Origin of the sequence: Bartonella sp. OT172YNZD (assembly GCF_042193725.1) — a bacterium.
Taxonomy (GTDB): Bacteria; Pseudomonadota; Alphaproteobacteria; order Rhizobiales; family Rhizobiaceae; genus Bartonella; species Bartonella grahamii_A.
Map to the genome: position 1 here is coordinate 1 of NZ_JBHILZ010000022.1, position 12,048 is coordinate 12,048.

Below are 12,048 nucleotides of genomic sequence, written 5' to 3' on the forward strand. Positions count from 1 at the left end.
ATTGGTATTCCGGGAGCTTGAAAACACTGAACCCTAGTCAGCATTTTGCTTTTAGTGCTGAAAGCACCTGGACATAGCAAAATCTCCCGGAATTCCGGGATACCCACACAGTGGGTTTATTTTTACGCTAGGGTTTCGGGTTTTCAAGGCCCTATTGGTCGTTGCGTATACGATCAAAACATTTTCTAATTAGTAAAGTAATTTTAGGAAATTGGCAATAAAAATAGTTTTTCTTGAGACGGATAGATTTTTTTAAATGAGAGGTTGTTTGCCTTTCAACTTTTTAAGGCTTGTTTGCTAAACTCATGTTTTTAGATGCGCTTTTTACAAAGGTAAACCTTGGTTTTTAAGTTCAAGGTACCGCCTATGGTGCTGTTCTTAACTAATAACAAAAAAGATTTGTTTTAGTGCGGCTTAGATATCATGATGATAGGGGAAAGCTTTTATGAGTAAAGAGCCCTCATGCAAAATAAAATAAAAAAAGAATAGATTTGGTTGTTGTATATTCACATGTTTGTTTTAAGAAGATATTTCTCAAGGTTAGCGGCCATTTCACAATGGCGTTTCGTAAAGTGTATAACGTAAAAGCCTCTATGAATGGGATAAAAGCTATATTTCTATCTTTACTGAAAAAAAGATACACGATGGCATATACTCTTTGTCAGTACAAAATATTACGACAGTTTTTACCTTTGAAAGGGAACATAAGAGCTATTTTTCTCTCTTCACGTATTTTTATCTATATGCTTATCCTGCTTATAATGTGCAAGCGAATAGTTTTGATTGATTCAATATAAATAGATTTGAAATGAGAAAAGATATTTTTGTTTCTCATTATGTGTGAATAATAAATTATTATTATAAATCAATAATTCTATACTTAAGGAAGCGTTTTTTTAGGAGTTTTTTGTTCGTTGTTAAGAATGTGCGTGTTTTAGATAAAAACTGTATTAACGCAGTTATTGTTAGAATTAAAGTTTTTAAGAGAAAGATGAGCATTGTGGAATGATAACCTTTTGATATAAAGCGTTTTAGGATTTTGCACAACTTAATGAAAACTTATTTATTTTATTATTTCTTAAGATTCCTATAAGCGATGCAAAGTTGGGATATGGTTTGAGAAAGCAGATGACACAAGTATTATCTTTCGGTAAGTAGTTTTGAAGTAAAAGACAGCTTAAAATGATAAATAGAGATAGGTGCACCATGAATGAACTTACCCATATTGAGACTATTATAGCGCATTATGATGCTGTTTTTTGTGATGTGTGGGGTGTTGTGCATAACGGTGTACATGCATTTGAATCAGCTTTGAAAGCATTGTATAAAATTCGACAAATGGGAAAAAGTGTTATTTTATTGACCAATTCTCCTCGGCTACGGGTAGATGTTGCTACTCAATTACAAAGCATGAATGTTCATCGTGACTACTATGATGCCATTATCACTTCAGGGGATGTAACGCGCGATCTCATTCGGACAGCTCCGCGTAAAGTTTTTTTTATTGGTTCACAACGTGATTTGGTGCTGTTTGAAGGGTTAGAGTGTGAATTTGTTGAAGAATGGGAGGCTTCTGTTGTCGTCTGTAGCGGTTTTCTTGAAGATTTTGACGAAGAACCCTCTGCTTATGAGGAGATGTTTCTTCGCATGCGGGCGCGGAATTTACCTTTTATTTGTGCTAATCCTGATGTGATTGTCCATTATGGAAATAAAGAATTTTGGTGCGCTGGTGCATTGGCGCGTCTTTATCAACAATTAGGGGGGGAAGTACGCATTGCTGGAAAACCTCATGCGCCTATTTATGAGTGTGCCTTTGAAAAACTTCAAAAAATTCGTGGAATTGTGGAAAAAAGTCAAGTTTTAGCTATTGGTGATGGCCTTTTGACGGATATTAAGGGGGCGGCTCATTTTGGTCTTGATGCCCTTTATATTATGGGGGGGATTCATCATTATGATTATACGCAAAATGGTGTGGTGGATAAGCAAGCTTTGCATTCTTTTCTTGAACGTCATGGTTATAAACCACGAGCAATCATGTGGGCACTTCAGTAATGGCTAATTTTTTGCGTCTTCAGGGAACTCACATGTTTCCCTCGGCTTGGCGGGGAGCTGTGTTGGCACTTGGAAATTTTGATGGTGTTCATTGCGGACATCAGGTGGTGTTGCAAAAAGCGCTTGATTTCGCGCGGATAAAAAAGAAACCAGCAGTTGTTTTAACCTTTGAACCACATCCAAGAAGTTTTTTTCAACGTTCAGCTCCTGTCTATCGTTTGACAGAAGCAGCTGAAAAAGCTGAAATTTTTAAAGTCCTTGGCTTTAATGGCGTGATTGAACAGCCCTTTGATGCACGCTTTGCCACTCTTTCAGCGGATGAATTTATCAAATCGATTTTAAAACAGGCTTTTGATGTTTCAGCTGTGGTGACAGGGGAAAATTTTCAATTTGGTCATCAGAAAAGTGGAAATTCACATCTTCTTTGCCAAAGGGGAAAGAAGTATGGATTTGAGGTTGTGCAAGTTTCTTGCGTTTCTCGTCTTCAAGATTCACATCAGTTGATTATTTCCTCTAGTTTTATTCGGCAGCTTCTCTCACAAGGAAAAGTAGAAAAAGCGGCCCATTTGTTAGGGTATCACTATCGGGTATGCTCCAATATTATTCAAGGCGATAAACTTGGACGTCTTTTGGGATTTCCTACCGCTAATCAAATGTTGCCTCCCCAAGTTCGTTTGGCTCATGGTGTTTATGCGGTACGTTTGCGTCGTGCGAACGGTGTTTTGTATGATGGTGTTGCAAGCTTTGGTTGTCGTCCAACAGTTGTTAAAGATGGTGCGCCACTTTTGGAAACCTATTTGTTTGACTTTAATGACGACCTTTATGGGGAAAGTTGTACCGTTTCTTTTTTCCAGTTTTTGCGAGGACAAGAAAAATTTGATGGGCTTGAACCTTTGATTGTGCAAATGCACCATGATGAAAAAAAAGCAAAAGAAATTTTAAAGACAGTACAACCATTATCAAAATTGGATAGGTTGCTTACTTTTAAAAATATGCCCTAAACTTATCTAAAAAAGAGAGAAGAGTTGTAAAAATAGCACTTAAAGTGATTATAATCACAAAGATATATTCCAAAACATCGTGGAATATATGGTTTTTCCGTTGTTGAGAGGAAGAAGCGAATATCTGAATATCTGATTTTGGCATTGTCTTTTTCAAAGTTCATTTTATGGCTTTTGTTGTCATTCAAAAGTTTACTGCTTGTTTCTTTCTGATCCATTAAAATCTAGCATAAAAGATGCAGTAAAGAATAAGTCCTAGCCTATTTGGTAATAATAGACGTGAAGAGGGAGAAAGGCTGTTTTTAAAATTTCTTGCGATTTTAAGTTTATAGTTTGATAAAATTTAATCGATGACTTTTTTATTTTAAAAATTTATGGTTTTTTTCTAATTTGTTTTATTATGCCGTATCGTCTTTTATGATGATATTGGGTTTATGTAAAACCTTACGTATGTGATATTTGGTATCATATGATGAATATTTAAAAAAAGTTTGTTTGTCGAGTCTCGTGAAGTAGAGTGGTGGTCAGCGGCGTCTTTGTTCTAACCAAACACGTAAACGAGAATGAAGTTGATGGAAAATGCTTTAAGTCTCGTTTTTTCGTATATTATGACAGGAAATTCGCATTAAGAAGACTGTGATCGATTGCCGATAAAAAGAAATCATTGTGAGAAAGTAGGTGTGCTTGTTTCAAAATTTCTAATGCTTTTAATTGATAAAGGCACAATTTCGTTATCGTAACACATAAGTCTTTCAGATTCTCAAGTAAAGAACTGTCCATATATCTCCTTTGTTTTTCACCAAATATAACGTCTATAATGCAAAGGGAAGGCAATCTTGTAAGGATATGAAAACGCAAAGCCAATAATTTCTTGTTATTTTTTGATAGAGGTGTTGGATAAAAGTTGGGACATCTTTCCAATCTATGTTCGGTCTATTCATGACTTTATGGTGTTGTTTTTCTCATAAAACTTTTGCTTTAGCGATCCTCAAGGCAGCAGTATGTTTGAGACAAAGAGTTAAGGCGCTTTAGTGCTCTCTTTGCTGTTACAGCTTTTGTATGCCAGATGGGGAAGAGCCCTATTGCCTCTATTCATTTGGATAATCTCTGAAATCAATCTATAGCCTTATTGAGGAAAATATGACGTTATAAAGGGAGAAATCAGTCCAGATGACAGTCTTTTTTTAATTCGGGTTTTCCACTTTCAAAAGTGTTCAGAGCAATGTCTCTTAAATCATGAAAATAACAGTTTCAGGCTTTTGTTGTTCTTTGAATAGGATAATTACGCCCTACGGGTAAAATAAAATGCTGGAATATACTTGTTTTGCTAATTTACGCGCTTGTTTTAAAGAAATATCTTTCAACGCTTCCCATATCCATTTTCATAATGGCACTCATGAATGGTATCATGCAAGCTCCGTTGAGCGCTATCATCTTTATGCCTAATAAAAGAGCAATCCGGCATCATCAGTTATATCGACAAGCCTTCAGTTGTTGTACAGCCTTGGCTATTTGAGAGCGTTTATGAGAGGGATTTTTTTAACTCGTTTTACTTCACACAAATTCTTCTTGCTTGTGGCATGCAAGAAAAAATACGCTTTTTATTGATTCACTATAAATAGACTTAAAATGAGAGAATCTTACGGTATTAGGGTTTCTCACTTAACGTGCAAAATAATTAATTATTATAAATCAATACGTTGCAATTAACCATAGATTATGGCTTATGGCTTTTTTATAAAATACTTTGCATGTCTTTTATACGGAATATGGGGTTTTCTTAGTGGTTTTACTGTCGTTTTAGGAGTCTGTGGCGTACGAATGAGCTGTGCTGGTAAAGGCATAGAAAAAGAAGGTGGAGCAGTGATAAAAGGTGAGGTGAAAAAAGTTTTCTTGATTATCATATGAATTTTCATGCATTTTTATGGCTTCAGGTGTGCATGTTTGTTGTATATTTAACAGCAAAGCTTGCTTGTAGAGTTTTATGAAATGTGAAGCCTGAGTGGAAAGCGCAAGCCAAAGATTATTGACAGATTATTTTTTACAGATCGATGTGTATTTAAGAGTCTTCATTTTTTAAGGCGAGGAGGACGCGTATGAAACCTATGTTTAAAGACTTGCTAAACGATAAAGGTGCAGCGAGCGTGCTCCGTGATGACAAAAGGCGAGAAGAGGGAGAGGGGCGGTTTTTAAAATTGTTTGCATGGCTTTAACAGCTGATTTTTCTATAGTTGGAGGAGAAATGGGAATGTGATAGGCTTTTATGCCATATTCATTTGCGACCGTTTTAATGCTAGAAAAGTCAGGTTGATGAAGCTCTTCGCGATCGGGGCGGTTACAGATAATTGTTCTAAAACCAGCTTGTGCTAATGTTTTGATATTTTCTATGCTAATTTGGGCGCTGATAAAAATATTAGGTTCAATTTGTTGTAAGTTCATTTTTATTTATTCTCAATTACACGACCTTCACTATACCCTCTGGTCTGGTATATAAAAGGACTAATGAAGGTAAGTTTTTCAATGGCATCTTAACAAAAATATTCTTTTTGTCGAGAAGATCTATTTGGAAAAAATAAGCTGTAAGATGCAAAATATTGCACTCCGCAACATGTTTGTTATTCGACCTTATGAAAGACGGCTGTTTGGTCTTTATGGATAATCTATTGTGTTTACCAAGCATAGACATTCCATTGTGTTGTTTGTTCACACGCTTGTTAGAGGTATCTTTATTTTTCTTAAGCCCATTTTACCTTGTCGAGCGTAAAGAGTATAAAATTCATTGGTAACCATCCCCTTTACGCTTATGAAGAAGTAAGTCGGCACCATTGTTACATTTGCGAGTCCCCAATGGTACTACATTTTTGATTCTTGAGACGATTCATAAGAAGCATTTTAATCCTTTCTTTAAGTGTTTTTTCTACACGCTAGCCCTCCTTGTAACGTACAAGAGAACATGATTTTGATTGATTTAATATAAGAGGGCATTAAACGAAAGAATCTTCCTGATTTCGGCTTTCTCATTCAACGTGCAAAACAATGATTGCTCCTTATAGTTTGTTGTATATTCAGAGTGGAGCTTGTTTGTAGAGTTGCATTAGGTGAATTGCATGAAAGGAGAAGCCCAAATGGCAGGGGCAAGATAAGAAGCTGGATCATTTACAGAGCATTGTTTACAGATCGACATGGATTTAAGAATCTTCGTTTTAGGGTAGGGGAAGAAGAGCGTGTCTCTTGTTTAAATTTATGTTTGTTCTTCTCAAGAACATCATCTTCATAATGTTTTTGCTCATGCTAAAAGAATATTATAAAGACAAAATTGAGGGCTGTTGTTTTATCCTAAAAATAGGAGAAATGGTTATTTTGCACGTATTGAATGCTTGCTTCTTTTGTTACTTTCTGTATAATCGTAAAAACGATAATGCTGAAAGGCGTAATAAATGATCATTGGACTTTTGAATCAAAAGGGAGGCGTAGGAAAAACTACGTTGAGCGTTAATCTTGCGGCCAGTTTTGTGCGTACCGGTGCACGGGTATTGCTTATTGATGTTGATCCACAGGGGAGCGCATTGGATTGGGCTGCTGCGCGTGAAGATGCACCTTTGTTTTCGGTTATTGGTTTACCGCGTGCAACGGTTCACAAAGAGATTACACAGATTGGTCATGGTTATGATCATATTATTATCGATGGTCCTCCGCGTGTGACTGATCTTGCTCGTAGTGCTCTTATGGCTTCGGATTTGGTGCTTATACCTGTTTTGCCTAGTCCCTATGATATTTGGGCAGCGGATGGAATTGTAAAGCTGATTGATGAAGCACGTGTTTATAAAGAAAATCTTAAATCTGCTTTTGTTATTAATCGTAAAATAGTCAATACAGCAATAGGGCGTGATGTGAACGAAGCTCTTGGCATATACCCGGTGCATATTCTTTCTTCTAACGTTGCGCAGCGCGTGATTTTTGCAGAAGCAGCAGCACAGGGGAAGGCGGTTTATGAAGTTGATAAGCAAGGACCAGCAACAGCAGAGATTGAAGCTGTTGCAGCGGAAATCAAGGAGTTAGCGCTATGAATAAAAAAATTAAAATTGGCACGAAACCAACTAATAAATCAATTCCTTTAACGGCGGATGCATGGGTAGGAAGCCCCAAAGGGAGCATGAGTGGAGGTATGAAGCGTCTCACGATTGATATACCAGAAAGTTTGCATCGATTGATTAAGGTAAGTTGTGCAAGTCGTGGGACTAAAATCGCCGATGAGGTGCGCGAATTGCTTTCACAAAAATACGGAAGAGTGTAAAAATGGTATACGATAATAAGTTTTCGTTGGTTGGAGTGCTTTTTCTAGAGATGATATCGGTTGTTTTTATACGAAGTTAATAATGATAAAAGCGCCCTCTTCTTTGTTCTTCGGATAAGGCTTTGGAGTATATGGGATAAAAACGTCCCGTACAGGTTTATTTTCTTGTAATAAAAGCATAAAATGATAAAATCATCCCGAAAGGGACGATTATGATTGAAAGCAGAATGAAAATATTGGGTTTTATTGTTAGAAATACACGTAAACAACAAGGATTAACACAAGAACAGTTAGCAACTACATCAGCGGTTGGTGTACGTTTTATCCGTGATTTAGAAAGAGGCAAAGAGTCTTGTCATGTTGGAAAAACCATACATGTGCTTTCAATGCTTGGTCTCGATATTCAGATTGAAAATGAAAAATTATGACCCGTACACTTGATTTTTATTTACACGCAAAATTAGTAGGTCAATTACAACAACAAAAAAGTGGAGATCTCACGTTTCTCTACGATACTGATTATTTGCATCAAGATTTATAGCTTTAGCTTGCATATTTTCGTAGATCTTGCGCATTACCTTCATATTATTCATCCGCATATCAAGGATAGACTTTTCAATATCTGTTAAACGCCCTTTATCGAGATTTTTCAACCGTGTATAATGTGATGCCATTGCTCGTCTAGCTGCATCATAAGGCAATCCATTTTTACGAAGCTTTGGTAGATTATGTCCTCTATTGATTAGGTCATATTGCTTAGGATCAGAAACAATCATTACATGATCTTTAATACATCTATTTCTGCTAAAGCTGTTCTGAGGCTCCCTGCCATAGACTTACTATTGGCATATCTAAACAAGTCATTTTTTACAATTTTGCGTTCTGTACTAATAAGTAACGATAAGTTATTGCTACGTCCAACATCTCAAACATGATCATACAATTCATTCCACACACTACACAGCTTCTTAGTCGCTAATGTTTGAGCACGACTTTCTACATAGTTATTTTCACGGAAAAAAATCTTTTCTATCTTGTCGTCTTCTTCAGAAATAATCGCCTCCTATCATAACACCTTTATCTAACCAATCTGGACCATATTTCTCATCAGCTTTTTTTGTAGAAAATCCCATATCACGAATAAATTCTGCTCCATGTTCAGATCTAAGAAACAAAAGTGTATGTGCTGGAGGCTCAGTCATTGCCAACCATTCCCATGCTGCGGTGCCATCACCGGCATGATCTGCAGCTTCTGACTCGGCAGTATAAATACCATTTTGATCTAAACCGCCTGCTCGTAACTCCTCACGTTCAGCATCAGTCATATAACTTTTGGGTAATTTCTTTTCCATAGGAAATTCCTTTCTGTAATCTGTCTTGAAATATTAATCTAATGATTAAATCTGATCAATCAAATTTCCTATTTTATCATTGATTATTCTGATTATTCTATCAGAAAAAACGATCATTTTTTCTGATGCAAAAATATATATTTATTTGACATTTTTTTTGAATAAAAATATATCAGTTTAAATCTAAATTGATATTTTTACTGAATATGACAAAATTTTACACTTACTTGCGTGTTTCTCGTGATGGACAAGATACAGAAAATCAAAAATTTGGCTTGTTAGAATATGCTAACAAACATGGCTTTGCTCCACTTCATATTGAAGAAGAAGTTGCAAGTAGAGGAAAAGATTGGCGCAAGCGTAAGCTTGGTGCTTTAATTGAAAAAGCAGAACGAGGAGATGTATTATTAACTCCTGAATTTTCTCGTATAGCTGGTTCTTCTCTTGCTGTCCTAGAAATTCTCAAAGCCGCTAGTGAACGTGGTTTAATTTTTCACGTGACGAAACAAAATCTTATCATGGACGGTAGTTTACAAAGCGATTTGTTTAATGTTTTGTTTGCATGTATTTAAAACATGAGATTAAATCTACCTTTGAGGTGTTTTTTGCGTTTATCACAAATAAATGTTTCATCACACTAAGATCGGCTTTAAGTGTTGCGGCTAATTTCGGAAAGTTGGGAGGAAACATCTGTTTAGAATTTACTTTTCTCTGTTTTAAAAAGAGAAAAACGTTCTGAATGGAATTATTATCGTTTTATACTGAAATGTTTTTCTTAAACTATTTTTTAAAAATTGCTTTTGATTTGAGAATATTATAACATTAGTTAAGATGTGAGGCAGTTTTGCTAGGACGGTTTTGCCAGATGTGTGAGGAGTTGAGCACCCCCCACACCTTTTCATTTTTCTCCTCTCTTTTCTGAGTTTGCAAGGTTTTTCCTTGTTATTCTTTATCTTAATTGTGTCGTAATATTATCATGTTGAGCGGTGGAATTCATGTAAAACTTTACGTATGAGGTGTTTTTTTGTTCTCGAGTGTGTGATGAATATTTTTTGAATAACACTTTGATTTATGAAAATAAATTGATTATTTTATGTTGAATAAGGATCTCGTCAAAATCTGTTCTAGGTTGAATCAATTAAAACCACCTGCTTGCACGTTACAAACATGGAGAGCTGTGTGGATAAAAACTGTTGAAGCAAAAAGTAAAAATACCTTTTATGAACTATCTCAAGTGCTAAAGGTTGTTGCAACATTTAGGGCTGGAAAAGTGTGTGATTGTGCTGGCTGCTTCTTTTATTAAGCGTAAAGATGGAAAGTGCTCAATAGATTTTATACACGTCATGGGAGATTTATCATTATACTATTCATGGGCTGCAGTGCGAAATAGGCTTGGGTGCACTAAGAGATGTTTTTTTAAAACAAGCGCATGAATATGCGATTGAAGACATATCGAACTGATTGGCTAAGAAACTCTTGAAAAGGTTTAAAAAATCTTATACAGTCGTTTCTTGCAAAGAAAAGCGAATGATAGTTAAAAAAAGAGAGATTGATGGCTGTTTAGCTATTTTAAGATGTCTTTTTTAATATTTCTGTATGGCTGATCTGTTCAAAAAAGCATCTTTGTGTTTTATGCGAAACACTGCATGTGTGCAGAAAGGGCATAGGGGGGTGTTTTTTTGAATGGGTGCGAACTGATTTTGTAGGGTGCCGGAAGGTACGTAAATTTAGGTGCAGAGAAAGCCATAAGGTTATGGAGGGTAAAATGCTGCTATCGGTAAAATGCTGAATTTTTAATGGGCTTAAGTCTTTATATGCTGCGGGTTTTTGTCGGCAGATAGTTTTTATGGCCAAAGTTCCTGTGAGAGCATTGTTGTTTTCTGTTGAAGATGTGCTGCTGATGCTGGTGATAAAATAGGCAAAGATCAAATCGGCAAGGCGAAATAGACAGAGCTAATGTGGAAGTTTCGATATTGCTGCGTAAGGTTCAAGTTTATAGCGTTTTGATGAAGTAGTATAGTAGCAATGATGATTTTGGAGCAAAGAAAAAAATATTTGAGAGAATGCGTTAAAAGTTGAAGTGGTATAAGCTTTGAAGGGTTGTTGTGCTGTTGTTTGAGCAATGTTCGCACCACGAGCGTGATTAGGTGTATCAGCATTGAAGAGAACCTGTTTAATCTCCCTCATTTGAAAGTAAGATTGAACAATAGTGTTGAAGGGGAAGTGAAAATGTCTGTAGTGCAATATAGTGATGATAGTTTTGCATCAAAAACAAAAGTTCTTGATAATAATCTTATTGATCGTGATTGGGCGATGACAAAATTTGTTGCTGCTGTTAAAGGATTAGCTCAAGTTGTTGATTATGAAAGCAATATGCTAGAGAGCAGTGGTGTTCCAGATTACGAAGAAATAAATTTATGTAAAATACGTGGTTTGCGCGATCTTAATAAATCCATGAGCGATGTGAAGCGCTACATGAATCAAGATATTGAGCATGAGGTTGAAAGTTTGTTGTCTGATTTACAAGAAAAATTACAGCGTAATAGTGAATTACTTCAAACGCATTTAAATGCAGTTAATGATCTTTCTAGAGCTATGCAATTATCTGGACGTGCAAAAGAAACAGAAGAATAATTCAAATTGATATTGTTATATTTTCTAACATTGTCATATTATTTGTTCGCTTCCAATGTTGCGATAGCTTTTGGTTCTTGAGATTCTTGGAACATTTTTATTCTTTTTTTACTCGTTTTTATTCACACACCATTCTTTTTTATGATGGCCAAGCGAATGGTTTTAGTTGATTCATCATGAGATGGGTATGTGATAAAATAATCTTATTATATTTGGCATTAAATTTGAAAAGATTATAAATCATATGTTATTTGTTAGGTAAATGATAGGTGAAGATACCTTTAGGATATGCATTTATATGAATGGATTTAAGATGGTTCAGTGCTTTCTCTGCTGTTGCGCTTTTGTATGCCAAATGGGAGCGAGGATATTGAGTATCTCTGTTTGTGTAATTTCTGAAACAGGCAGGCAGCTTAATTTAAGGAGAATATAACGCCGTAAAGGTGAAAACAAATTCCCAACCTTACCATCATCTTTTAATTCTGCTTTACGCCTTTCAAAAGTATTCAGAGCAATGTCTTTTAAATAATGGAGATTATGCATTGTCGCACGCTTTTGTTTCTCTCGTTTTTTAATGGGGGTACGACCCTCATGTAAAACAGAATGCCATTGTGTTACTAATTCATGTGCTTTTTTTAAAAAAACATTTCTTAAGGCACCCAATCCCATTTCACTGCGGTGACCGTGAATGGTATAACGGTAAATCCATTGAGCA

At 35.8% G+C, this 12,048-nt stretch carries 9 protein-coding genes and 2 pseudogenes; 7 read left to right on the plus strand and 4 right to left on the minus strand.

Translation table 11 applies throughout. From position 1 onward, the window contains the following. Positions 1-1,206: 1,206 nt before the first annotated feature. Positions 1,207-2,052, plus strand: a complete 846-nt coding sequence (locus ACFIJS_RS08020) for a TIGR01459 family HAD-type hydrolase (protein WP_375651060.1) — start codon at positions 1,207-1,209, stop codon at positions 2,050-2,052. Next, positions 2,052-3,053, plus strand: coding sequence for a bifunctional riboflavin kinase/FAD synthetase (locus ACFIJS_RS08025; protein ID WP_375651061.1), 1,002 nt, complete (start codon positions 2,052-2,054; stop codon positions 3,051-3,053). The genes ACFIJS_RS08020 and ACFIJS_RS08025 overlap by 1 nt, the downstream gene beginning before the upstream one ends. A gap of 2,109 nt (positions 3,054-5,162) precedes the next feature. On the opposite strand, the gene ACFIJS_RS08030 is transcribed toward ACFIJS_RS08025, so the two are convergent. Further along, positions 5,163-5,492, minus strand: coding sequence for a TIGR01244 family sulfur transferase (locus ACFIJS_RS08030; protein WP_375651063.1), 330 nt, complete (start codon positions 5,490-5,492; stop codon positions 5,163-5,165). A 998-nt stretch (positions 5,493-6,490) separates the two neighbouring features. On the opposite strand from ACFIJS_RS08030, the gene parA reads away from it, so the two are divergent. The 3 genes from parA (at position 6,491) to ACFIJS_RS08045 (ending at position 7,775) form a co-directional block, all read left to right on the plus strand. Continuing rightward, entirely contained in the window at positions 6,491-7,120 is a 630-nt protein-coding gene (gene parA, locus ACFIJS_RS08035; RefSeq protein ID WP_375651064.1) for a ParA family partition ATPase, read from the plus strand. Beyond that, on the plus strand, positions 7,117-7,347 hold the full coding sequence (locus ACFIJS_RS08040) for a plasmid partition protein ParG (protein WP_375651065.1): 231 nt from the start codon (positions 7,117-7,119) through the stop codon (positions 7,345-7,347). The genes parA and ACFIJS_RS08040 overlap by 4 nt, the downstream gene beginning before the upstream one ends. Positions 7,348-7,559: 212 nt before the next feature. Further along, positions 7,560-7,775: a helix-turn-helix domain-containing protein gene (locus ACFIJS_RS08045; protein ID WP_375651067.1), complete on the plus strand. Its 216-nt coding sequence runs from the start codon at positions 7,560-7,562 to the stop codon at positions 7,773-7,775. Positions 7,776-7,844: 69 nt separating this feature from the next. On the opposite strand, the gene ACFIJS_RS08050 is transcribed toward ACFIJS_RS08045, so the two are convergent. Both ACFIJS_RS08050 and ACFIJS_RS08055 read right to left on the minus strand, forming a co-directional pair. Beyond that, positions 7,845-8,123, minus strand: coding sequence for a hypothetical protein (locus tag ACFIJS_RS08050; protein WP_375651068.1), 279 nt, complete (start codon positions 8,121-8,123; stop codon positions 7,845-7,847). A gap of 270 nt (positions 8,124-8,393) precedes the next feature. Continuing rightward, positions 8,394-8,699, minus strand: coding sequence for a hypothetical protein (locus ACFIJS_RS08055; protein ID WP_375651069.1), 306 nt, complete (start codon positions 8,697-8,699; stop codon positions 8,394-8,396). 206 nt (positions 8,700-8,905) lie between these two features. On the opposite strand from ACFIJS_RS08055, the pseudogene ACFIJS_RS08060 reads away from it, so the two are divergent. Further along, positions 8,906-9,256, plus strand: a pseudogene (locus tag ACFIJS_RS08060) (recombinase family protein); the annotation flags it as partial. A gap of 1,672 nt (positions 9,257-10,928) precedes the next feature. Then, a complete protein-coding gene (locus ACFIJS_RS08065) occupies positions 10,929-11,333 on the plus strand; it encodes a flagellar protein FlgN (RefSeq protein WP_375651071.1) in 405 nt (134 codons plus the stop codon). A 310-nt stretch (positions 11,334-11,643) separates the two neighbouring features. On the opposite strand, the pseudogene ACFIJS_RS08070 reads toward ACFIJS_RS08065, so the two are convergent. Then, a pseudogene (locus tag ACFIJS_RS08070) lies at positions 11,644-12,048 on the minus strand (phage integrase central domain-containing protein); the annotation flags it as partial.

What these genes read in the sequence shown, in the direction of transcription:
- ACFIJS_RS08025 (WP_375651061.1), top strand. Translation starts at nt 2,052, where the DNA reads ATGGCTAATTTTTTGCGTCTTCAGGGAACTCACATGTTTCCCTCGGCT.
- ACFIJS_RS08055 (WP_375651069.1), bottom strand. Translation starts at nt 8,699, where the DNA reads ATGGAAAAGAAATTACCCAAAAGTTATATGACTGATGCTGAACGTGAG.
- ACFIJS_RS08050 (WP_375651068.1), bottom strand. Translation starts at nt 8,123, where the DNA reads ATGATTGTTTCTGATCCTAAGCAATATGACCTAATCAATAGAGGACAT.
- ACFIJS_RS08020 (WP_375651060.1), top strand. Translation starts at nt 1,207, where the DNA reads ATGAATGAACTTACCCATATTGAGACTATTATAGCGCATTATGATGCT.
- ACFIJS_RS08065 (WP_375651071.1), top strand. Translation starts at nt 10,929, where the DNA reads ATGTCTGTAGTGCAATATAGTGATGATAGTTTTGCATCAAAAACAAAA.
- ACFIJS_RS08030 (WP_375651063.1), bottom strand. Translation starts at nt 5,492, where the DNA reads ATGAACTTACAACAAATTGAACCTAATATTTTTATCAGCGCCCAAATT.
- ACFIJS_RS08045 (WP_375651067.1), top strand. Translation starts at nt 7,560, where the DNA reads ATGATTGAAAGCAGAATGAAAATATTGGGTTTTATTGTTAGAAATACA.
- ACFIJS_RS08040 (WP_375651065.1), top strand. Translation starts at nt 7,117, where the DNA reads ATGAATAAAAAAATTAAAATTGGCACGAAACCAACTAATAAATCAATT.
- parA (WP_375651064.1), top strand. Translation starts at nt 6,491, where the DNA reads ATGATCATTGGACTTTTGAATCAAAAGGGAGGCGTAGGAAAAACTACG.